The 22,153-nt window shown below is 34.0% G+C and carries 20 protein-coding genes; 4 read left to right on the top strand and 16 right to left on the bottom strand.

What is annotated here, in order from left to right:
• Positions 1 to 266 precede the first annotated feature (266 nt).
• Positions 267 to 1,217, bottom strand: a complete 951-nt coding sequence (locus QRY57_RS11250; RefSeq protein WP_026592267.1) for a S8 family peptidase — start codon at positions 1,215 to 1,217, stop codon at positions 267 to 269.
• 318 nt (positions 1,218 to 1,535) lie between these two features.
• On the bottom strand, positions 1,536 to 3,416 hold the full coding sequence (locus tag QRY57_RS11245; RefSeq protein ID WP_286017464.1) for an FtsX-like permease family protein: 1,881 nt from the start codon (positions 3,414 to 3,416) through the stop codon (positions 1,536 to 1,538).
• A gap of 264 nt (positions 3,417 to 3,680) precedes the next feature.
• Between QRY57_RS11245 and nadE the strand changes: the two genes are divergently transcribed.
• On the top strand, positions 3,681 to 4,499 hold the full coding sequence (nadE, locus tag QRY57_RS11240; RefSeq protein WP_026592269.1) for an NAD(+) synthase: 819 nt from the start codon (positions 3,681 to 3,683) through the stop codon (positions 4,497 to 4,499).
• Positions 4,500 to 4,742: 243 nt separating this feature from the next.
• Here the strand turns inward: nadE and QRY57_RS11235 are convergent, their stop codons facing one another.
• Together QRY57_RS11235 and QRY57_RS11230 are read right to left on the bottom strand one after the other, a co-directional pair.
• Positions 4,743 to 5,903 carry a transglutaminase domain-containing protein gene (locus QRY57_RS11235; protein WP_208018297.1) on the bottom strand — a complete coding sequence of 387 codons (1,161 nt, stop codon included), beginning with the start codon at positions 5,901 to 5,903 and terminating at the stop codon, positions 4,743 to 4,745.
• Positions 5,904 to 6,111: 208 nt separating this feature from the next.
• Positions 6,112 to 6,849 (bottom strand): YwqG family protein, encoded by a 738-nt coding sequence (locus tag QRY57_RS11230; RefSeq protein WP_098302578.1) that lies wholly within the window; start codon positions 6,847 to 6,849, stop codon positions 6,112 to 6,114.
• 240 nt (positions 6,850 to 7,089) lie between these two features.
• Here QRY57_RS11230 and QRY57_RS11225 point away from each other — a divergent pair, with 240 nt between their 5' ends.
• On the top strand, positions 7,090 to 7,260 hold the full coding sequence (locus QRY57_RS11225) for a YjcZ family sporulation protein (RefSeq protein ID WP_090688631.1): 171 nt from the start codon (positions 7,090 to 7,092) through the stop codon (positions 7,258 to 7,260).
• A gap of 89 nt (positions 7,261 to 7,349) precedes the next feature.
• Entirely contained in the window at positions 7,350 to 8,273 is a 924-nt protein-coding gene (locus QRY57_RS11220) for a patatin-like phospholipase family protein (protein ID WP_098302577.1), read from the top strand.
• A gap of 261 nt (positions 8,274 to 8,534) precedes the next feature.
• On the opposite strand, the gene QRY57_RS11215 is transcribed toward QRY57_RS11220, so the two are convergent.
• From QRY57_RS11215 to QRY57_RS11205, 3 genes are all read right to left on the bottom strand, one after another.
• Positions 8,535 to 9,368: a VanW family protein gene (locus QRY57_RS11215; RefSeq protein ID WP_026592274.1), complete on the bottom strand. Its 834-nt coding sequence runs from the start codon at positions 9,366 to 9,368 to the stop codon at positions 8,535 to 8,537.
• Positions 9,369 to 9,594: 226 nt separating this feature from the next.
• Positions 9,595 to 9,762: a DUF3933 family protein gene (locus tag QRY57_RS11210; RefSeq protein ID WP_081811034.1), complete on the bottom strand. Its 168-nt coding sequence runs from the start codon at positions 9,760 to 9,762 to the stop codon at positions 9,595 to 9,597.
• Between the two features lie 67 nt (positions 9,763 to 9,829).
• Complete coding sequence (locus QRY57_RS11205) at positions 9,830 to 11,281, bottom strand: aminotransferase-like domain-containing protein (protein ID WP_286017463.1); 1,452 nt, start codon at positions 11,279 to 11,281, stop codon at positions 9,830 to 9,832.
• Between the two features lie 119 nt (positions 11,282 to 11,400).
• Between QRY57_RS11205 and QRY57_RS11200 the strand changes: the two genes are divergently transcribed.
• Positions 11,401 to 12,012, top strand: coding sequence for a LysE/ArgO family amino acid transporter (locus QRY57_RS11200; RefSeq protein ID WP_026592276.1), 612 nt, complete (start codon positions 11,401 to 11,403; stop codon positions 12,010 to 12,012).
• A gap of 110 nt (positions 12,013 to 12,122) precedes the next feature.
• Here QRY57_RS11200 and bcbE read toward each other — a convergent pair whose 3' ends face one another.
• From bcbE to QRY57_RS11155, 9 genes are all read right to left on the bottom strand, one after another.
• Positions 12,123 to 13,388 carry a bacillibactin exporter BcbE gene (bcbE, locus tag QRY57_RS11195; RefSeq protein WP_286017462.1) on the bottom strand — a complete coding sequence of 422 codons (1,266 nt, stop codon included), beginning with the start codon at positions 13,386 to 13,388 and terminating at the stop codon, positions 12,123 to 12,125.
• A gap of 229 nt (positions 13,389 to 13,617) precedes the next feature.
• Positions 13,618 to 13,824 carry an alpha/beta-type small acid-soluble spore protein gene (locus tag QRY57_RS11190; protein ID WP_026592278.1) on the bottom strand — a complete coding sequence of 69 codons (207 nt, stop codon included), beginning with the start codon at positions 13,822 to 13,824 and terminating at the stop codon, positions 13,618 to 13,620.
• A 354-nt stretch (positions 13,825 to 14,178) separates the two neighbouring features.
• Positions 14,179 to 15,021 carry a sugar phosphate isomerase/epimerase family protein gene (locus tag QRY57_RS11185; RefSeq protein WP_286017461.1) on the bottom strand — a complete coding sequence of 281 codons (843 nt, stop codon included), beginning with the start codon at positions 15,019 to 15,021 and terminating at the stop codon, positions 14,179 to 14,181.
• A gap of 39 nt (positions 15,022 to 15,060) precedes the next feature.
• Positions 15,061 to 16,035: a DUF6005 family protein gene (locus QRY57_RS11180; RefSeq protein WP_286017460.1), complete on the bottom strand. Its 975-nt coding sequence runs from the start codon at positions 16,033 to 16,035 to the stop codon at positions 15,061 to 15,063.
• A gap of 23 nt (positions 16,036 to 16,058) precedes the next feature.
• Entirely contained in the window at positions 16,059 to 16,331 is a 273-nt protein-coding gene (gene asbD, locus QRY57_RS11175) for a petrobactin biosynthesis protein AsbD (protein WP_286017459.1), read from the bottom strand.
• A gap of 4 nt (positions 16,332 to 16,335) precedes the next feature.
• Positions 16,336 to 17,565 (bottom strand): AMP-binding protein, encoded by a 1,230-nt coding sequence (locus QRY57_RS11170; protein ID WP_090688609.1) that lies wholly within the window; start codon positions 17,563 to 17,565, stop codon positions 16,336 to 16,338.
• The gene (locus QRY57_RS11165) at positions 17,537 to 19,399 is read right to left on the bottom strand and encodes an IucA/IucC family protein (protein ID WP_286017458.1); all 1,863 of its coding nucleotides are present in this window, start codon (positions 19,397 to 19,399) and stop codon (positions 17,537 to 17,539) included. Before QRY57_RS11165 ends, QRY57_RS11170 begins: the two co-directional genes overlap by 29 nt.
• Before the next feature lie 65 nt (positions 19,400 to 19,464).
• Positions 19,465 to 21,300 carry an IucA/IucC family protein gene (locus QRY57_RS11160; protein WP_286017457.1) on the bottom strand — a complete coding sequence of 612 codons (1,836 nt, stop codon included), beginning with the start codon at positions 21,298 to 21,300 and terminating at the stop codon, positions 19,465 to 19,467.
• Positions 21,301 to 21,618: 318 nt separating this feature from the next.
• Positions 21,619 to 22,152 (bottom strand): GNAT family N-acetyltransferase, encoded by a 534-nt coding sequence (locus QRY57_RS11155; protein WP_208018285.1) that lies wholly within the window; start codon positions 22,150 to 22,152, stop codon positions 21,619 to 21,621.
• Position 22,153 lies beyond the last annotated feature (1 nt).

Genomic DNA, 22,153 nt, shown 5'->3' with positions numbered 1-22,153 from the left:
TCAAAACTTGATTCATTCAAATCATCATCAATGGCGAATCTTCTACTGATGGAAGTATCATTTTATAGTTATTCAATTATGAAATAACGCTCTACTTTTCACTGTCTTCTTTTTCTATATGCCGATCACTTCTTCTAAACACAAGATTTCAATTCGAACAAAAAATTTAAACCCTAGATTCCAAGGATTACTTGATACACTCTTACATGGGACGGAACCATACTAAAAAACATCTCATATTCAAATGAGATGTTTTTTAGTAACAATTATTCTTTTAACAAATCTATTAATCCATTTCCTTCTGATGTTCGCTCATATCCTAATGGTACAGTACGTTTAATAAGCTGTGCGTAAATTTCTGGCTCTGATAACTTTCTTCCATATTCTCTTTCGCATTGCTTAATCAGAAGCGCTAATACTCCTGCAATATGCGGTGTTGCCATTGAAGTCCCACTTAATACCGCATACTTTCCTTCTGGATAAGTGGAGAGGATTTTCTCCCCTGGTGCAACTAAATCAATTTCTTGATTTGAATTACTAAAGCAAGCGAGTTTCCTTTCTAAATTAACAGCCCCTACCTCAATTACTTCTGAATATGCACCCGGAAAATCTAATTCTTCCGTTTTATCACTGCAATCTCCATTATTTCCTGCAGCACATACGACAAGTACGTCCTGTTTTACAGCATGTTGAATGACTTCATGTAGCTCTGGTACATCTTGTGGTCCACCAAGTGACATAGAAATAATCCGTACTCGTTCTTGATTCGGTCCTCTCCAACGTACAGCATAATCAATCGCTTCAATAATTTGTTGATAGCTTCCCGAGCCATCTCCTGATAATACTTTTAGCACTAATAACTTGGCAAGTGGCGCAACTCCTAGGACTCCAACACCATTTTCTGCTGCTGCAATTGTTCCTGCAACATGCGTACCGTGACCATTATTATCAAGATAAATTTTCGGATCACCTTCATAATCCTCAGTGAAATTTCTTCCACCAATAATACGATCTTTTAAATCAACATGATTTATATCACAACCTGTATCTAATACCGCAACTATAATATCTTTCCCTTTTGCACTCTTTTCCCAAACTTCAGGAGCATGAATCAGTTGTACACCTGGTGGAATTTCATTCACTTGCTCCACTACTTTATTTACCGTAAACGGAATTAATTGAATACCCTTTTGCCTACTTACTGTACTACTGTTCATCGTGATCCCTCCTAAAAATATATTATCTCCCTAAATTGAACGCGCTTACATTTAATGATAACATTCGTTTTCTCACTCTTATTTTCCTGCTTCAAGATTTTTCTCAATACAAAAACATCTCTTTCATCAGATATGCTGACGAAACAGACGTTTGTAAAATCTTCTGTTAATAAAGCAACTAATAACTTTACAATATATGTATATTACTTTCTTGCAAAAAAATCCAGCGTAAGACAAATATATGTGAAAAACAAGGTTATTCACATAAAAAAAACTCTTACCACCATGTGTTAAGAGGTTTTTTTTAGCTACTATAAGTTAGCTCATTCGTAATCTTTCTTTCAATTGCTTTAAATAACGGGATCGTATCACAATGAAGTATACGATTTGAACCCCCACAAAGATACTTAATACAATGGCATTTTCTTTTAAAAGCGAATACTCAAACATTTGCCCTAACGCCGTTAACGCAACCGCACCATGGAATGTCGCGACTCCAATTGGAACAAAGAACAATAATGCCAATCGAATTGTCACTACTTTTGCTAACTCACCGCTTGTTAACCCCACTTTTCGAATGGAATCAAATAAACGATAATCGTCTTCTAAGTCAGAGAATAGGCGGAAGTATAGAAAACTACCTGCACAAACAAAGAATACAATGCCAATAAAAAATCCTACAAACAAAATAGGTCCAGCAAATTGTAAAGCCTGGTTTTGATCATATGCTGCAGCACTAAACCTTGAATATTCTTGATAAGATTTTATTTGGTTTGTGAGTTCTTTTCCGACTTCAATTTCATTTTTTGTCTCCTTTGTTTTATACATGTAATCTTTTACTTCTTTAAACCCATCTTGTAGTAAATCATATTGAGATTCTGAAACTATATATATATTTCCAGTAAGCACTTTACCAAGAGAAGAGGTGTTAACTTTTTTCACCTGCAACGTTTTTTTATCATGCGGTAATTCAATTGTTGTTCTCTCTTTTCTCGGTGGACCCGGGATTTCTATCGATAGAAATAGTACTTCATTTTCATTCCATAACTCAACTGGCTCCCCCGTTAACTTTGCATACTTTTTATAATCAGATTCTCTCACAAAGGTCGCATCTCTTAATGCTTTATCTTCTGTCTTCTTTGATACAATCTCTATTTCTTCAGCGGATATATGATGCTTCTTCAATGTTTGTCCAATAAATTGTAAGTGCTGTGATTCATTTCCATTCCCTTGTTGAGAGTGGTAATGAAATGTAATTGGTTGTTCCATAATCCCCTTTGTCATAGAAGCAAAGCCCACTAATGTACCAATTGCTGAGAAAGCAACGGTCGAAATTATTGTTACAATAAAGAACATTCGTGCATTATCTCTCATCCGATACGCTAAATCTGAAAGTGTAATAATATTTGTTCTTGTCCAGTAGAACCGTTTACTCTTCTTGCATGCTCGAATAATAAATACACTGAACTGCTTATATAGTAAGTATGTGCCAATAATGACAACAGTCGTTACTGGAATCAACATAATGAACACCATGGCACCATGCGAAGTTAACGCACCTATATATCCCACGCCAAGCAATAATACAGCTAGTATTGAAAAAATAATAGAAGCTTTTGGTTCTGGCTTTGCTTTCGCTGAACCTCTAAACAGTTTCATAATTTGGTTTTTCTGAATCATCCCTGCACTAAAGAATGAAATAATGATAAATAGAATGAAAAACATAGCACATGTTATACCAATTGCAGGTGTTGGAACATAATATGGCAACGATATATCCAATTTTAATAGAAGTGGAGCAATCCAAATTAATACACCTGAAAACAACATCCCACAAATAATTCCTGTAATGATTGCAGCAATACCAATCATTACATTTTCAAAAAAGATAAGACGTCTTAATTGAAAATTCGTCATACCTAACATCATTAAAATTCCTAATTCACGCTTTCTTGTTTTTAAAAACATTCCCATTGAATATAGAATGAAGAAAAACGTAAAAAGATAAATAATAAATTGTGCAAAAGACATGCTTACAAATACATATTGACCTAACTGACCTGCACTTAATGAAGGATGAAAAGCAAAAAACGAATAAACAAAAAAAGCCATAATTGCAAATGCACTACTCAAAAAATAAGCTGAATATGTTCGTCGATTCCGTGTTACATTACGGAACGCTAATTCTCTAATGTTCATGTTGTATCCTCCGCCCTTTCAATAACTATATCGCTATCATAATAAAGCGCGGAAATATCTTCCATCGATTCAAATGACAAAAACCTTACACTTTTGAAAGGTTACAGAAAAATTGATTAAACGAATCCGTTTCATTATAATAACTACATTCATATCTGCAACCTATTGTATATTCGTTAATTTTGCGAAATAATATGAATGGAGATTTATGAATCAGTACATATATACTTATTGCTCGTTCTAAATGAATAGGAGGAAACCATAATGACATTACAAGAACAAATTATGAAAGCACTACATGTTCAACCTGTAATCGATCCAAAAACAGAAATCCGTAAACGAATTGATTTTTTAAAAGACTATTTAAAAACAACAGGTGCAAAAGGATTTGTGCTCGGAATTAGCGGCGGACAAGATTCTACACTTGCTGGTCGCTTAGCACAGCTTGCAGTTGAAGAAGTTCGTAATGAAGGAGGCAATGCAACATTTTTCGCTGTACGCCTTCCATATCACGTACAAAAAGATGAAGATGATGCACAGTTAGCACTACAATTTATTCGACCTGACCAATCTGTTGCTTTTGATATTGCCTCAACAGTTGATACATTTTCTAACCAATATAGTGACTTATTAGGTGATTCATTAACAGATTTTAATAAAGGAAACGTCAAAGCTCGCATTCGCATGGTCACACAATATGCAATTGGCGGCCAACAAGGTCTACTTGTTATCGGAACAGACCACGCTGCTGAAGCTGTAACAGGATTCTTCACAAAATTCGGAGATGGTGGTGCCGATCTTTTACCACTTACAGGCTTAACAAAGCGCCAAGGCCGTGCTTTATTACAAGAATTAGGTGCTGAAGAACGTCTTTACTTAAAAATGCCCACAGCAGATTTATTAGATGAAAAACCAGGTCAAGCAGATGAAACGGAATTAGGTATTACATATGATCAACTAGATGATTACTTAGAGGGAAAGACAGTTTCTGCAGATGTAGCAGAAAAAATTGAAAAACGTTATACAGTAAGTGAACATAAAAGACAAGTACCTGCATCGATGTTTGATGATTGGTGGAAATAGACATAAAAAGACAAAAGAAGCCAGTTTATATTGGCTTCTTTTTCTAGATTTTTTAAGCATTAATGTCTCATCAATAGAGCTACCCCTTTAAAAATCGCCACCCACGCTACAAAAGATAGATCTAACGTATTATGAACATTAACATTGTAGTTATTCTAACTATAACTGATACCTTTCTAACCGTCACGGAAAGGTATCACTCACAAATACAAAAAGAGCACCTGTTACAGATGCCCCTTTTCATTAATATGTGAATGTGATTGTCGCTAATGAATAACCTGCCATCGCACTATACGGTGCAACTTGGTATGAAACTCTTTTCGCCCCTGTTGGCCAAGAAAGTTCATTTAATACTTTTTTTATATCTTGCATTGTTCCATCCATCGACTGTTTATAACGCACTTCTACCTTTTTAGGCTTTGCAGTGAATTGCTTCTGTAATTTCGCTTTAAATTCATTGTAATTTTCAGCCCCGTATTGTGCGGATAGATAAATTAAGTTCGTATCCTTTAGCATTTTTTGGTATACTACCGCTTTAGGACTACCTGTTTTTATCTTATTTGTTAATTCATTATAATAATTAGTTGATGCTTTTGGGTATTTATTACGATCCCATTCATGGTCTTTTCCTAACTGCTCATCAGACATATTATAATAAGAATATGTCACACGACCTGCTTTATCTGGAACTGGATCATCGAATGTAGTATCAAGATGATACCACTTATTCTCGATCTTCACTAGATTCCAAGCATGAGCTTGTCCATTCCCTTTTCCTGTTACAATATGGGATTGAATCCCTGCTTCTTTTAGTAATTGATATGTTAATAGTGTATATCCTTGACACACAGCAGAGCGGTTTGCCAATGCTTCATATGCTGTATAAGCCTTGTAAGAAGTATCATAAGAAACATGTTTCACAACATAATCATGAATTGCTTTCACTTTTTCATGCTCATCCATGCCCGCCTTCAAAATAGAACTTACAATTGATTTTGCTTGCGCCTTCACGTATTGTGTTTGTTCTTTTGATTCACGATATGAAATTTTTAATGTAAAAGTATAGTTCCCTGGTATACCACGAATTGAATATTGTGTACTTGCTACATTATATTTTAAATACTCATCTGCATCTACTATTTTAGTATACTCTTTATAAAGCGTATCCATTACTTCTCTAGCATTCTTAGCTTTTGTTTTATACGTAATTGTAATATTCTCTTCGCGATTATCAATATGTTTTTTTAATTCTTTTCGGAAATCCCCTAGTATTTTTGCGTCTGGTTGCGTAGCTACCACTTTTGTATTTGTAGCTGCATATGATACAGCAGGCACTTGTAAACCACCTATCATGATTGTTGAACAAAGCGCGACAGCTGTTACATACTTGTTTGTTTTCTTCATCTCGCCACATCCTTCTATTCTAAAAATATACGAAAAAACTCCATATATTTTTAAAGTATACAATATTTTTTCAAAAAGAAAATATGCGATTATGCATATCTTATAATATATATGTATCTATAATAGGATATTTATACTATAATAGATACATATACTAAAATAGAAAAGCAGTAGGTTCTTAATAAGAATTAAACTACTGCTTTTCTTTCTAACAAGATTGCAATACACAGCATGTATTTTCAAAACGACGTTGCTTTAAATCCTCATTTCCAATACAAAAATACAGCATACCTAAATCTCCCCACATCATATTACAATTTGTATAATCAGAGTCAATTTGGAATAACAATGTCATATCGTGATCATGAATACCAACAGATTCTCCAGCTTCTTCAAACACTTCTCTTTGAACTGAGAATGGTTGACCAAATACTTGATGATTATCATAATGATCTGGCATTAATTCCTCTAATAGTTGTAAAAAACGATCCGAATCAGCTTCATCCTCAATAAATAGCTCAGGAAGTTTATAGGTTAATTTAAATGTTAATGTGCATTGTGTATACTTTGATTGTTTATCATTTACCCTCTGTAATTGTTCTAACGGAACGTTATGATATAAAACACATCCATTACCAGCATGTTGATAATTACTATCATAGAAGAAATACAACATACCTGTTTCAGGTAAATCATGACCCACGCCCATATCTTGCAAATCAGCTAAATTAAATTGTGCAATAAAATCCAATGCCTTTCCTTCGTGAGTTGGATATTCAAATGTAGATGGGACATCAGGAAGCCCCCCCATTTTTGAACAGCCAATGGGAAGTGACTCTTCTTGTCCCGGAACAACTTTTATACATGGAAATATAGTAGCTAGTAGTTCTCTTTTTATATGTGTTAAATCATATTTATCAATTAGTAAATCAATCTGGTTTCTCATATATTCTCCTTACATAAATGTACTTATCCGTATCATAGCATAAACACGGCATATCCTTCATCCTGAAAAATCAAAATAATTTATTCAAAAAAAACGGGCTTATCCCTAGTACGCGAATAACTTTAATACAGCATAGTATACAGTGTTCCTACAAATACGATCCTTCATAATTCCTTATAGCAGATCCTCAAATTGTTCATTTTTCTTTATTTCAACTTTTATTATAAGGAGGCATTCCATATGGGTTTTGGTTATGGTGGCGGTTACGGCTATAGTTGTGGCGGTGGTTACGGCTACGGCTACAGTTGTGGCGGTGGTTGCGGTTACGGCGGTTTCGCTTTACTAATCGTTTTATTCATCCTTTTAATCATCATTGGAGCTAGCTGCTGGGGCGGTTTCATAGGTTGCTAAGTAGCTTTAAAAACTATTGTAAAAAAAGCACGTGAATCACGTGCTTTTTTACTATACGGCAAATCCAACCTTTGAAAGGAACTATTCCTATGAAAATTGATGGTGTTTTTGAAGGTGGCGGCGTGCGCGGAATTGCGCATGTTGGAGCAATTTGTGCATTAGCAAATCATGGCTATGAGTGGGAGCGTGTAGCGGGAACATCTGCTGGGGCTATTATTGCAGCTCTTCTAGCAGCTGGTTATTCTTGTACAGAATTAAAAATAATTATAAATAACGTTAACTATCATCAATTTATAAAAAAAAGTTTACTTGATAAAGTCCCTTTTATAGGAAAGGGATTAAGCGCATGGACTAAATTAGGCATTTATTCAAACAACTATTTAGAAAGCTGGTTAGAAGACCTCTTGCACAAAAAAGGGATCCATAGTTTTAGTGACTTACCTAATCCACAAAACTTAAAAATTATTGCCTCAGATATTAGTAATGGAAAGATGATTATTTTCCCTGATGATTTACCTAACTATGGCTTTACAAATCAAGATTTCTCTATTGCAAAAGCAGTTAGAATGAGCAGCACCATTCCTTTCTATTTCGAACCAGTAAAGTGGAAAACACCAAAATGGAAACAACCTTGCTATATGGTTGATGGAGGTCTTCTTAGCAATTATCCAATTTGGATTTTTGACTCCCCTAATTTACCCCGTTGGCCAACTTTTGGTTTTCATTTTGTAAAAAATGAAATACAAGCTGAACCTGTTCCTTATAAAGATCCCCTCTCTATGTTTAAAGGCTTATTCAAAACGATGATGCAAGCACACGACTTACGCCATCTAGATAAAGAATCAAAAGCAAGAACCATTACAATTCCAACTGGAACAATTACAAGTACAAAATTCCAATTAACTACCGATGAAAAAGAATGGCTCTATCAGTCTGGCTTTAACGCTGCCGAAAATTTTTTACAGTCTTGGAATTTCAAAACATATATTAATCGATTTAGAAACGGAAATTGAATTTTTTTTAAATTAGTTTCATTATCCATAGAATAATACCTCTTACTGTATTCATTTACTTTTCTCATCATTTTCACATGGATATTGTAAAAACACTACATCATAAAAAAAGAAATAAGCCTAATAAACTAAATGTTTTATCCTACTACTTACGAACAATTATACCGCCAACTCAAAATTCGACGTAAGTATATGTGTTAGAGATAAGATTCACTATCCGTAAAATTAAAGTTTCATTTTATTAGGCTTATTCATAAAGTACTACTCCTCACTTTTATCACTACTATAAGACAGAAGTGGCTCATACATCATTATTGCATGATTTTCCGTTACATATTGATCCTCAACAAACTGTTTTTGTTGATTAAACACCCTTCGATGTATGACATTACGTCGGATATAGCCACCCCAATAAGCTGGCTTAATTGCATGTTCTTTTTCGTATACTTCATATTGGTAAAGCTGAGGATAGGCTGTTCTCCATTCCCCCACTAAGTGTTCGTCTGTCACGTAAAGATAAAGTTGATAAGCTTGATCTGTTTCATTTTTTATTTGTAAATCAAGATAGTTGTAGGAGCAAGTCGCACCACTTCCAAACGGCTGTGTACGCTTTGAATCCGGAAATACATCATAGCTATGACGATATCGTTCTGTTACGGTTAGTGTTGTATGTAGAGTCATCCAGTATATTAAATTTGAAAGTTGACAAAGCCCACCTCCAACTCCTGGTTTAAAAGTACCATAATGCAACACCATTCCTTCTACATACCCTTTTCTCCTTGTAGTCTTACCTATTAAACGCCAATAAGAAAATGTTTCTCCCGGCTTAATCACAACACCGTTTAACTGTTTAATGGCGATTTTTAAATTAATAATTTTATTCTCTTGATACCACATATCTACATCTTTAAGTTTACGAAGCAGTATCGTTCGATGCTGTATAACCGTACAAGATAACTTTTCTTGTTGAAAAGTTTTAGCATACTTTTTCCCATCCGTTAACCATTGAATATTTCTTTTTACAGAGTAATACCACGTTCCTAACATAATACGATACTTAGACCTTTTTTTAGGCCGTATGTTTACTTCATTCATTTTTTACTCTCCTCTATCACCAATGTACTTTCTATGGTTAAAATATTACTTATACGCTCATACAGCATTCTTATAACCACTCTCAAATAAAATATCATAATATACAGAAATAATTATAATACTGTCTTAGCAACAAAGAAACGATATTTGAAGTTAATTTTATACAAATATGAAAAAAGAGCGAATCTTAGATTCACTCTTTTTCTCTATATTAGTAGCTTAACAATTAAGGATACTGTAATCCTTCCGCTTCTTCAGCAGTAACAACAACGTAGCGTCCTCCTGTTCTTAGCCCTAATAATTCAGCTTTTTCAATTGCTTCTTGTCTTGTTTCTGCATAGGCAGCTAAATATTTTATTCCATCAATAACTTGACAAATAACATAGTGTTTCATATTTCTTCCCCTTTTTCAGTTACTAGCATCTATAATATCATTTTTTACTTCCCAAAAAATATAGTCATTATATTGAGAGATTCTTTATCAATCTCGCAACCGTTTTAACACCTTTTTCTATTTCATGCATTGAAGCATATGAATAAGAGAGACGTAAATATTGGCTTGCATTTCTATCATACACATTTCCAGGATTGAGTAGAATTTTTTCTTGTAATGCCTTTTCAAACAACTCTCGTATTGAAATGTTTGGTTCGATTTGTAGCCAAATATAAAATCCACCAGTTGGTATTTGCCAAGTTGCTATATCTCTACAATATTTCTCTAGCATTTTGAGCATAAAGTCTCTCCGTTTTTTCAACTCAACTCGCATTTGCTGTATATGTTTTTCATATAACCCACTTGCAAACCATTCTGCAGCAGCTCGTTGTGATAACGAACTCGAACCGTAATCCATTTGCATCTTTATATCTGCCAATCTTTTAATGACTGGTTCTGGTCCAACAATCCAGCCGATCCTTAAACCAGGACTAATGACTTTTGACATACTTCCAATATGTAATACAATCCCATTTGTATCATTTGTCTTCAATGGGTTTGGTGGAGATGAATCAAACCATAAATCTTGATAGACAGCATCTTCAATTATAGGTAATCCAATTTCATTACATACTTTCATAACTTCTTGCCTTCTTTGCTCATTCATAACAAGACTTGTTGGATTATGAAAAGACGGAATGGTGTATAAAATTGAACCATTGAATTGTCTTTTGTATTTTGAAATAAGCGATGGTTGAATCCCATGCTCATCCATTGGAATACCAAACAAACGCATTCCAGCAGACTGAAAAACATTGAGAGAATATAAATATGATGGTTTTTCAAGTAAAATGGACGAGCCTTTGCATAGAAGTCCCATCGAAATAAGCTGCAGTGCTTGAATTGCTCCCGAAACAATTAATATAGATGCTGGAGATGTAAGAATATCAAATTTTTTTAGGTACTTTGCTATTTGCTCTCTCAATTTGAAATCCCCTCTTGGCTCCGCGTATCCTAAAGGAATTTGCCCATGAGAAAGCTCTTTCATGATTTGTTTCGTTTTTTTCTCAGGCAAAAGCTCTGGTGAAAGTTCTCCAGTACCTAATCGAATGATATGTGGATAAAATTCAACTTGATTAATTTCTTGAATGGTAGGGAGATTCGGATAATGAATACCTGTTTCTACATAGGAATTCCAGTTAGAGTGAGACTTCAAAGTTGATATACTCCATGCATCATTTTTCACAATTGTTCCCCTTCTACCTTTTCCTTCAATCAACCCTTGCGCTGCCAATTCATCTAAAGCCATTACAATTGTACTTCGATTCACTTCAAATGCATGGGAGAAAGCTCGTTGCGACGGTAATCTTGTACCAACCGTCCATTCTCCATTTATAATTTTCTCTTTTATATACTCCTCAATTTGTTTATATAAGGGAACTGGAGAAGATCCATTTGGCTTCCAGTCAAATCGTTCCATGCTGTCGCCTCGCTTTTTTGGTTGGTTTGTTATCCAACCATATGGATGGATACAATTTCAATTTTCTTTTATAAAATATACACTATCATATTTCAGCAATTTATATAGGAGGAAATAAAATGATTGAAGCGATCATGCACGGAATGATTCTGGCGTTTGGACTCATTATTCCATTAGGTGTACAAAACGTCTTTGTCTTTAACCAAGGTGCTAGTCAGCCAAGTATTTTGCGGGCTACACCAGTTATCCTAACCGCATCTATCTGCGATACAATTTTAATATTAATTGCGGTACAAGGTGTATCACTTATGCTTCTTACCTTTTCGTGGCTAACAACCACACTTTATGTAATTGGATTTTTCTTTTTAGTTTATATGGGTTGGATGGTTTGGAAAAGTGAGTCTACAAAAGAGACGATTGAGGCAAAATCAATGACTATCAAAAAGCAAATTATCTTTGCCGCCTCTGTTTCTTTATTGAATCCACATGCAATCTTAGATACGATTGGCGTGATTGGCACAAACTCTATCCAATATGTAGGCAGCGAAAAATGGGCTTTTACTTTCACAACAATTACGGTTTCTTGGCTTTGGTTTATCGGCTTAGCATTTGCAGGGCGCATGATTGGAAAAATAGATTCATCAGGAAATACAATTACAATTCTAAATAAAGTTTCAGGGGTTATTATTTGGGGAGTTGCTCTTTATATGCTGAAACAACTTATTACTTAACAAGTAAATAATCAGAGTCACATATTATATGTTGTAAATATGTGACTCTCATCCATACTCGCAAACACAATAAATCTATAGCTAGCATGCATATTGAATAACAGGACAAATTAAGAAATTGGTTTCGGCTGCTGCTTCAGAATAGATTGGTCTTTCTCTGGTTTAATCCAAACAATTGTAACCACTGCTCCAATTATCGCAAAGATACTTGTTAAATAAAAAACTTCATGATCTGCTCCCTTCATAAAAAAAGAATAGAGTGGCGGTCCTGCAGCTACACCGATAAAACGCATCGAACTATAGAAAGAAGTAACCGTCCCTCTCTGTTCTTTTTCAATTCCTTGAGTAATAAGAGCATCTAAACACGGTAAAGCGATCCCAATGCCAATCCCCATAATAACAAGACAAATAATTAATAAGTAAATTCCTTTTAAAAATAATGGAAGCATAACAGACACTCCTGCTAGTATGAATCCGGTATATATAAATTTTTTCATAACGCCTTGGTCATCACCAATTTTCTTTCCAGCCATGTATGAACTTATAGATAATACTAGCAATGGAATTGCAAGTATACACCCTTTCCAAATTCCATGAATGTTGTACTTCTCTTCCAATGTCGTAGACAAATAAAAAAGAATTCCAAATAATATGAGCATAACGATAGCACCTAATGCAAAAATCGCGACTAACCATCTTCCCTTTTCTCGAAAAGTTGAACCAATTGATTGAATAAATTCTTTAAAAGGCGGGGCCTCATTTGCTTGTTTCTTTGCTTTTACTAACAATAATAATAAAACGATAGAAACAGTACATAAAACTGGGATGGACCAAAATGGTAAAAACCATACGATTGCTGCAAGAGCTGATCCTAATATTGGACTAAGGACTTTGCCAAATGTGTTTGACGTTTCAATAATACCTAATCCGGTACTTACTTGTTTTTCATCTTTATATAAATCGCCAACACATGGGATTACAACTGGCATTGCTCCAGCAGCACCTATTCCTTGAATCGCTCTTCCAATTAGAATCCAAACATACGGATTTTCCACCTTCCATGATACCCACCCCGTTATACCGCCTCCAATAGCTGCAATTAATAAACTCGGGACCATGACCATTTTACGTCCCCACCGGTCTGATAAATAACCAGCTATAGGAATTAATAAGATCGCTAAAATAGAATATATTGTAATGATCATAGATACTTGAAAAGAAGAAATATGCAATTTCTTTTCGATTGTTGGAAGGATTGGAATGAGCATTGAATTTCCTAATGTCATAACAAGTGGAACAGATGCAAGTGCAATTAAACAACTGTTTTCTTTTTTTAACATGTTAATTTCGAAACCTTTCACATTTATTTCTTCCATGTAGTAGCCCTGATAAAATTCGATTATAAATTTCATCAGGGCTACTATATGTCATCTGCTTTTTAACTTATATAACAAAAGAAATTGGAGTATAACATAGCATTACTTCTATTTTTCCAATCCATTTAACAGCACATTCATGCTATTAAATGGAAAACTTCTTTTACTCTTGAAAAATGATACAAAAAAAGAAAGGAAGAACTCTTCCCTTCTTTTATACAGCTTTACATTAACGAGTATATCCGCCACCAAGCTGTTGTTCTGCCATAGCTACAAGACGTTTCGTGATTTCACCACCAACAGAACCATTTGCACGAGAAGAAGTATCAGCACCAAGTTGCACACCAAACTCTTGCGCGATTTCATATTTCATTTGATCAAGAGCTGCTTGTGCTCCATTTGATACTAACTGATTAGAACTACGATTTCTAGCCATTTCCGTTCACCTCCTTTACATATTAAAATGGATAGATTTTCAAATGAAATACATGGTAAATTATGGTTTTCTTATGATTTTAAACTTTACATCCATAAAGAACGAATCTCACAAAGCGGATCTCCCTGAAAAAGTCCATCTAATGAAAAAAAGAAGTTCACTAACTATTATGTATAGAATGTGAACTTCTTTTTATTTTCTATATATGGAGAAAATACATGTTTTTTTCGAAATAATCGCTTCTTCAACGCCCTTACAAAAAAGAGTTTCTTTTTTATTCAATCTAGTATTACATTTGCTGAAAAAACGAAAATTTACATTTTGTTATTATCACAGTCGTACATATTGTGTACTTTATGAAGTTAATACTGTCATTTGTTTTCTCCTTAAACGAATGATTTCCTCTCGCAAAACATCTTTCGCACCATGTCCAAACCATTCTAGTGAAGCAAAATGTTCCGTATCTTGAATTTCTCTAATAATTTCTTCATAATTCACAACACCTTCAAATAACGGAACCATTCCTTTTCGACTACCAGCTGAAGCATATACATTATTAGGCTCAAAGACATCTAAATGAGCAGCTGCAGATATATTCTTCATATGGTAATGCTGTACCCACGGCTTTAATTTGCGATAGCTTTCTACTGGATCGGCACCAGATTCCCACATATGGAGAAAATCAAGATTAATTTTTAAATATGGATGATTTACCTCTTCTAATAAATTTAGAGTTGAGTCTAAGCAATCTGTTAATGTATTCGGATGTGTTTCTAATAACACGTACATATTGTGTTGCGCAAATAAATCACAGATAGTGCGAATGCGCTTTACATATTTCTGACGTTCTTCTTTTGTAAAGCTGTCGCTTCGTTTTTGTCCAGCAAACGTACGAATCTTATTTGTATTACACCAATTTGCTAGCGATGCTAATTGCTCTGATTTGTTCATTGTTTTCTCAAAATCTGCTGACAATGAAATATCTAAATAATCACTTATCATCGTAATTTTCAGATTTTTATTTTTCAAAAAATCTAGTTGTTCTTCTGTCACTTTACGTTCTTGTTCATATAAATTTTGTGCATGAATCCCCCATAATTCAATTCCTTCAAACCCGTTCTCATATGCAAATTGAACTATATCAGTAAATGAAATTAGCTGATGGCGAAACGAAATAGTACATAACGAATACTTCATAAATTCAAGCCCCTTTATTTCAAATTCAATAATGATTGTTTATACAATAACAGACTGATTTGTTCTTATGTTTTTCCATGCTACAAACTGCCTCTCTAGCTCCTGTTTAATCGTAAATTCAATTTCATTCATCTCATTTAATTTTTCAACAATGGATGATAACATCTCTTTATTGTTTGTCATTGCCATTTTGAATGCTTTATACTGTACATTTGTAAAACCTTGCACGATATCTTCTACGCGGTCACACCAATAATCAAATTCTGTTTCAGAGTATTGTAATGTGTCACGAAAATATGCGAATGCATGTTCATAACTATATTTACGGATGGCCAATACAGGGATTTGCTTCACTGCTGGTATTAGTTTAGAAAGTTCCGCTTCACCATTTACCATTCTTATGACCAAGTCTTTTACTTTCATCGTTAATTCATTGTAATCCCTTTTGAATGTTTCAACAAAATAACTTTCTACCGTTTCCTGAGAGGGTTCCTGAACTGTCTGTACATCAATGAAATATCCCCCACCAAACGGATTATTTTCAATAGAATGAATGACTTTATCCTTTGCCATATTACCTTCCCAACGAAAATCAGGATCAAACATAAACCATTCGTCTTCCAGATTTGTTTTCGCTATCATTAAGTAATGCGGAAATGGTTTTTGATGAAATTTATTTTCTCTCTCTGGCAATAGTGACATATCTACCATTACAATGACATATCGATTTTCTGGTTTTTTCTCTACTAAATCTAAAAAAGTCTCTAAATTTGTTTGTTTCTCTTTTGAATGATCATACCATTCGTTTACTTTGATTCCATATAGTTTTTCATACCAATATAAGTAACCTTTATGGCTAATGTTCTCAGAATGATAAGAAATGACTCCTTCCTCTGTTATATCAAAATCCCCATCCCATAACCCAAAGTAAAAAGGTCGAAAATCTATATCACTACGCCTTTTAATAATTTCACAAAAACAACTCACTAAACAATGAACTTTAATTGAAGTCATGTTTTCACCCGTTTTCTAAAATATTAGTTATTTATATCCACTTGTAACGGTTGTAACTCTTCCATAAAATCTAGTAATGAACCTATAGTAGAAAAAGCTTTTGGATCTACTTCATCCTCTGGTACACATAATTGTAAATCCATTTCGATATAAACAATAAGTTGCAGCATCATGACAGAATCAATATATAAATCTTGATTTAAACGCATTGTATCTTTTAAATCTGTAACATTTTTCAATTCCATTTTTTCTACCATAATTTTCAATACACCCATCCTTAACATTTCACGATTCATTCTGTTATTCCCCCATCTCTAACAGCTTACGACTCACTTTTCCAGTTGCATTTTTAGGAATGTCCGTTACATTTTCTATTTCATGCGGCACCTTATAAGAGGGCAAATGTTGTATACACCATTTTCTTATTTGAACAGGATCAATACTAGAAATCACTTTCGCTTTTACAATCTCACCCATTACAGGATGTTTTCCGCGATACACAATCGCCTCTCGAATTCCCTCTAGACGAAGCATCGTTTCCTCTACTTCTATTGGGAATACTTTCAAACCAGCCACGTTAATTACATCATCCATACGCCCAACAAAATGTATCCCACGTTCTGATCTATATCCCAAATCTTTTGTATAAATCACTTTCTCTCCAATTGTTACCACTATTTCTTCAGGCTGGTTTTGGTCATTACTAATACGCACAGACGTATGGGGAAGTGGTTCTCCTAAATCTAAATGTGTGTTCATATTGTGACAGATGCTAATGCAACCCGCTTCCGAACATCCGTACTGCTGCATCATATACTTTGTTACCCCTTTGAGTTTACAAAATAATGATTCTGGCAATGGTGAACCCGACGTCATCACTTTATGAAACTGAAAAGTACCTTGTGGAAAACTTCCCATAATATGTAGCATAAGCGGTACTGCATATACGATATGTTTTGGTGTATTACGAATAATATTTAATGCGAATTTCGGATTTTTATTTGTAATAACAATCGGCTTACTCCCTCGCATGATTGCAGAAAGTGTCCCACAAATTAAACCATATGAATGAGAAACAGGAGCCAATACAATGGGTACTTCGTCACCTTCGCACTGCAATGCTTCATTGTAAGCATCTATCTCTCTTTCAATTTCTTTCCAGGATCTTTGAATTAGTTTCGGTTCACCAGTTGTTCCTGAACTATATTGCAATAAGGACGGTTCATTTTTTATTTGATCTTCACTATTCAGTTTTATAAAATGCTTGGAATCTCCATATAAAAGTCCAAAGCATGCTGCACCTTTTGCTATTTCAACAGCTGTATCTCTCGGTGTCTCTCCATGAATAAGTAATACAGATGCTCCTTTTTTCTTTAAAAAGAAGACAAGCGTAATCATATCAAACGGATCTGTTATACAAAGGGCAAATCTATTTCCAGTCGCATCATGAAACTGTTCCATGTTTTCATACATTTGTAGTCTTAATTCAAAATCATTTTTACTATATTCTTGTTTGTTTACGATTAACATAATTCTCCTCCATAATAACAATCTTACTTTTTATAAGTTGCAGTGCGTTATATAATGGATTCGGCACTTCATGTACAAGTGATTCAATATCTTTATATAAACGGCGTTTTGTTAATTGTTCCGCTCGAAATGTAGGTGTATATAACTGTAACTCTTCAAAGCGTTCATATAAGTGCTGAGAACTTGTAAAGTGGCTCTCTAATTCTTCTACAACAAGTATCCAAAATCTCTCTTCATTAAATTCATATTCATCCGCAAATAGTAACGCTAGCTCGCCTAAATTGAATAAAAAGAGCGCATCTAATACCATTTCTTGTAGACATCTCATACTATCCATTTCAAAAAATTCATTGAGCTGTCCATTCGCATACATATTATGTACTTTTGTAAAATCAGGGCATTTTTCTAGATCTTTTAAATATGGACGATAAAACTCAAGTCCTTCATGAAAATCCTTTAGCGCAACCCGAACTGGCACACCTTGTTTATGAATCAAAATCATATTTTGTCCATGTGATTCTAGCGCAATACCATGTTCTACTAATAAGTGCACAACTGGCAAAACTGCTTTTTGAATAAGCTCACGGAGCCAATTTTCAATTCCATTTTGCTTTAGCCACGGCTCAATGAAAGGTGTTCCATCTTTCTCTTTTGCATATAATGCATTAAACGGAATAGCCTCCTCCACTTCTTCTAAATGTGTGTGAATACTTTCACGCCAAATGCACCCTAATGAACCATATGTAGATTGACCTGGTGGATCATACGTTACACCTGCAAATTCTTGTAATAAAACAACACGTGCCTCATCTCGTAAATATGAGTCACCTCTTACCAAATCTGTTAACCATTTTGAAATAGTAGGAGCACTAACAACTGAATGTGGCTTTAATATCCGAACAGTTGATGTATTTAATAGGTTCATAGAAAGCTTCACATAAGGTTTCATACAATTGGTAGCATTTTGTAAAGTACGCATCGATTGTTGTGCAAAATATTCATCTTGGGATTGTTCTATAAAAATAATGTGCCTATTATGTATATGTTCAGCATAATTCGGAATGATATAATTTTCCCATTGCCATGGATGAACAGGCATGAACGTATAATCATTTGGGTTGCATCCTATATTTTGAACAGTAGAACAAAATTCAATCAGTTTGCTCTCTCCTACTTCTTCTCTCACAATATGATTGACATCATCTTTAGACATAGTACCTACATGAGTATGTTTATCATGGACAGCAATCCAAATAAGTTTTATCGATTGTTTAAATTCGAAACCATATTGGTAATTATCAAGATACTGAAAGCCAATGCGTGCTTTATAGCTTGGGTGATAAGGATGTCCATCTATTAAATGATTTTCCAGCTCATCGTATGTACTCTCTACAAGCTTCTCTTTTGTTTCGTGTCTTTCATATTGAGCGATTGTATCTTTAAAGATTGTTTGTTCTAACTCCTGAATAAAGGAACGTAATTTCACTTCATCTATCTGAACCCCTTTAAAAACTTCATTTAAAAATTGTGCAATGGATGTTACTTCTTCTTCTCTATCATTTTGTATTCTTACAATTGATTTTTCAGTTAAGCGAATACGACCAAATGTCATTCGTTCTTGACCCCAGCATTTATATATGACACTGTTCCCACTTTCATCAAACCCTGAAATTATAAAAATTATATCTTCTTCCCCTTGTATCTGAATGGGAGAAATAATTTCCTCGTAAATTAACGACTCTATTAATTGACGAAAAACTCTTCGCCTAACAGCAATATAACGCTCTGATTGAACCGCTTTCATTACTCTTGTATGATAAAACTCTTCCTTCATAGTCTCCTCCATGATAGAAATTAATAAAAATACCATTGGTATATTTCTTTAAATTTCAAAATTATCTACACACGAACAACGCTTTCTCTTTCCGCATGCTTTCCTGTCTCTTCTTGAAAGAGAGGATTATCAACTTGGACATAGATAGCTTGCTCAAGAGGACTTGTTAATTCATCAACATCAAAAAATCTTGTTAATAAATTTGCTTTACACGGTAATTGTTTATCTTTCAATAACCTTTCTAAAAATGTAGATGGTTCACGATTATACGTAAGAAGCGATTCAAGTGTAATCCTTAATTCGGAAAGGAGAATTTCTTCGTCTATTAACCCCGCTGTACCAAATCCATTTATTAATCCAAACATATGATTAAAAATTAAATAGTAACGGAACCTTTCATCTGCAATACTATCATCATATAAATTACCACTCTTTTCACCAATACCAGCTAATTCGGCATCTAAAATATGTTTCATTGAGTTACAGAAATAAAACCCTTGATTATCACGGAAATAAAATTTTACTGGATAACCATCTTTCAGATGAATCACGCTGTTTTGTTGATGTGCCTCTAATGCAACTCCATATTTTAAATACATCCATACCATTGGTTTCAGAGAAATGTTCAGATACCTCCTGAACCAATCTAAACTTACCTCTTCACAACTTCTCCCTTCTTCTTCCGCAAGATGATAAATAATATTTGCTAATCTCGTTCGCTCACCTGGGAGTGCATCTTGAACAAGCGCAGCTAAGAGTGTTGCATTATTAGCATTTTCACCGTAAAAAGTATTTTCGCGAATGATGACTTCGAACCCTGATTCTTGCCCTTCAATTCCTAACGTGATATAAGCAGGATCACATATAAAATCAAATCCTGGAAACTTTTCTCGTACTTCTCCGATTTTTGTTTTTAGTATATTTTTCCCTTCTATTCCACTTTCAAGCTCTTTCAATTTATTAATACGCATTGAATTTGTGACCTTCACAGGAAAAGAAAATTTAAACATATAATTTGATTCTGGATGATACATTGTTCTGAGCGAAGATGTTGCCATATATGGTTTTCCAACTGATCCGAGATACTCAAGAACACCTTGATCTATCCAGCTTTTCACATAAGGCTGATGTAATAACCATTCCGCCTGAAGTGGATGAATTGGAATTAAAGAGTAGTCATCTTCTTCACAATAAAGTTCAATAAATTCCATACTCACAAACGAGTCTTTCCTTAACTCCCCTTTTATGATTTCTGTTGCTTGTTCCATAAGAGCTGATTTTTCTCTTACTAAATTTTTATGTGCTCGAAAATAGTGTAGCTGACATGCTCCTTGTAATTCAGGTGAATACATTGAGCTTTTCCAATTTAGTATTCCTTGTCTACTCTTTGGTGTAGGATGGTTTAAATGCCCAAAAAGTAAAGATTGCTCTGCCTCTATAAAGGTCGTATGTAAACCGTATAATTTTGCAGTGTCTTGTTCTCGATTCCCAATAAACTCCTTAATATTTTGACAACTCCGAATAACTCGAAGTAAAAGTTCGTCTGGGTTTGTCCCCTCCCCATAATTCATGGACATTTCCTTTATTAGTAATGTAATAACCGTTACATAATCTGCTTTCACAACATGACAACCTGCTCCAATTTGATAATAGAAGTGCTTTCCAAACAGATGACGGCCTGTTAGTGATTTATATATAACTTCTGTATATAAAGTAATGTTTTGTGCCGATAACCGACAGCATAAATATGTTGAATCAGGACTGGTATCCTTTGTACTACTAAAGATGTTACTAATATTTTCATCTTCTGTAACCCATTCTCCACATCCTGTCTCACGTAAATAACAATTTAAAAAGCTTTGCATTGTTGCATGTTCCGCGATTTGTTTCGCATGCTGCATATTTGTCCTCCTCTTAAAAATGTTGCTATCGAAATTTTTATTTTTCACAATAACAACCAATAAATGATTATCATTATCAAATAAAATTCTAATTGATTATCATTATCAATTCAAGTGTATATTTCAGAATTTTTTTATCATAATTAAATTTTTGGTTTTTTAGTCATATTTTTTCTATAATTTTAAACTTAATTACAATCTCATTTCTCAATGGATTATAGATCCCGTACATAAAAAAGAGACATACATAGTATTTTGTACATCTCCTTTTGAAACCGATTTTTTGTTTACATAATTATATTATTGTTATGCTTTCTTTCAATCTGATATTACTCTATGAAGGTAATTTATATCTCTCCAACAATACGCCGTTTCTTGAACATTTACTCTCTCTAAAAACTTTGTATCAACTCGCTCTGGAGAAAACTTTTCATAAAAACCTATTGAAGGGTTATTCGATATAACCCAGACTAATACAGAATCAATATCATTTTTTATAAATTCTGACATAAGTGTTTGAAATAATCGCTTCCCTACTTTATATCCTTGGTATTCTTCCAAAAGATAAATTGCATATAATTCTCCATCACAATCATATTTTCCTGTTCTTTCGGGCCCACCATCAATAAATCCTATAATTTTCTTATCTAACGTTTCTGCTACATACCTATATTGATTTCCTACCGCTTGTTTAAAAATACTTTTCCATTGTTTTTCCCGACTCTCATATGTTATATTATCTATAATTTTATCAGGTAATATTCCTTTATATGTTGTTTTCCAACTATCAACATGTACTTTCACGATTCCCTTTATATCCTTTTCTGTTGCCTTTCTGATTTTTATGTCCATT

This window comes from Bacillus arachidis, from assembly GCF_030285945.1.
Taxonomy (GTDB): domain Bacteria; phylum Bacillota; class Bacilli; order Bacillales; family Bacillaceae_G; genus Bacillus_A; species Bacillus_A arachidis.
The sequence above is the reverse complement of the archived record's forward strand: the minus strand, read 5'-3'. Positions and strand labels throughout refer to the sequence as shown.

Excerpts from the sequence above, each read along its gene's own strand:
- QRY57_RS11250 (WP_026592267.1), bottom strand. The coding sequence starts at position 1,217 with ATGAACAGTAGTACAGTAAGTAGGCAAAAGGGTATTCAATTAATTCCG.
- QRY57_RS11245 (WP_286017464.1), bottom strand. The coding sequence starts at position 3,416 with ATGAACATTAGAGAATTAGCGTTCCGTAATGTAACACGGAATCGACGA.
- nadE (WP_026592269.1), top strand. The coding sequence starts at position 3,681 with ATGACATTACAAGAACAAATTATGAAAGCACTACATGTTCAACCTGTA.
- QRY57_RS11235 (WP_208018297.1), bottom strand. The coding sequence starts at position 5,903 with ATGAAGAAAACAAACAAGTATGTAACAGCTGTCGCGCTTTGTTCAACA.
- QRY57_RS11230 (WP_098302578.1), bottom strand. The coding sequence starts at position 6,849 with ATGAGAAACCAGATTGATTTACTAATTGATAAATATGATTTAACACAT.
- QRY57_RS11225 (WP_090688631.1), top strand. The coding sequence starts at position 7,090 with ATGGGTTTTGGTTATGGTGGCGGTTACGGCTATAGTTGTGGCGGTGGT.
- QRY57_RS11220 (WP_098302577.1), top strand. The coding sequence starts at position 7,350 with ATGAAAATTGATGGTGTTTTTGAAGGTGGCGGCGTGCGCGGAATTGCG.
- QRY57_RS11215 (WP_026592274.1), bottom strand. The coding sequence starts at position 9,368 with ATGAATGAAGTAAACATACGGCCTAAAAAAAGGTCTAAGTATCGTATT.
- QRY57_RS11210 (WP_081811034.1), bottom strand. The coding sequence starts at position 9,762 with ATGAAACACTATGTTATTTGTCAAGTTATTGATGGAATAAAATATTTA.
- QRY57_RS11205 (WP_286017463.1), bottom strand. The coding sequence starts at position 11,281 with ATGGAACGATTTGACTGGAAGCCAAATGGATCTTCTCCAGTTCCCTTA.
- QRY57_RS11200 (WP_026592276.1), top strand. The coding sequence starts at position 11,401 with ATGATTGAAGCGATCATGCACGGAATGATTCTGGCGTTTGGACTCATT.
- bcbE (WP_286017462.1), bottom strand. The coding sequence starts at position 13,388 with ATGGAAGAAATAAATGTGAAAGGTTTCGAAATTAACATGTTAAAAAAA.
- QRY57_RS11190 (WP_026592278.1), bottom strand. The coding sequence starts at position 13,824 with ATGGCTAGAAATCGTAGTTCTAATCAGTTAGTATCAAATGGAGCACAA.
- QRY57_RS11185 (WP_286017461.1), bottom strand. The coding sequence starts at position 15,021 with ATGAAGTATTCGTTATGTACTATTTCGTTTCGCCATCAGCTAATTTCA.
- QRY57_RS11180 (WP_286017460.1), bottom strand. The coding sequence starts at position 16,035 with ATGACTTCAATTAAAGTTCATTGTTTAGTGAGTTGTTTTTGTGAAATT.
- asbD (WP_286017459.1), bottom strand. The coding sequence starts at position 16,331 with ATGAATCGTGAAATGTTAAGGATGGGTGTATTGAAAATTATGGTAGAA.
- QRY57_RS11170 (WP_090688609.1), bottom strand. The coding sequence starts at position 17,565 with ATGTTAATCGTAAACAAACAAGAATATAGTAAAAATGATTTTGAATTA.
- QRY57_RS11165 (WP_286017458.1), bottom strand. The coding sequence starts at position 19,399 with ATGAAGGAAGAGTTTTATCATACAAGAGTAATGAAAGCGGTTCAATCA.
- QRY57_RS11160 (WP_286017457.1), bottom strand. The coding sequence starts at position 21,300 with ATGCAGCATGCGAAACAAATCGCGGAACATGCAACAATGCAAAGCTTT.
- QRY57_RS11155 (WP_208018285.1), bottom strand. The coding sequence starts at position 22,152 with ATGGACATAAAAATCAGAAAGGCAACAGAAAAGGATATAAAGGGAATC.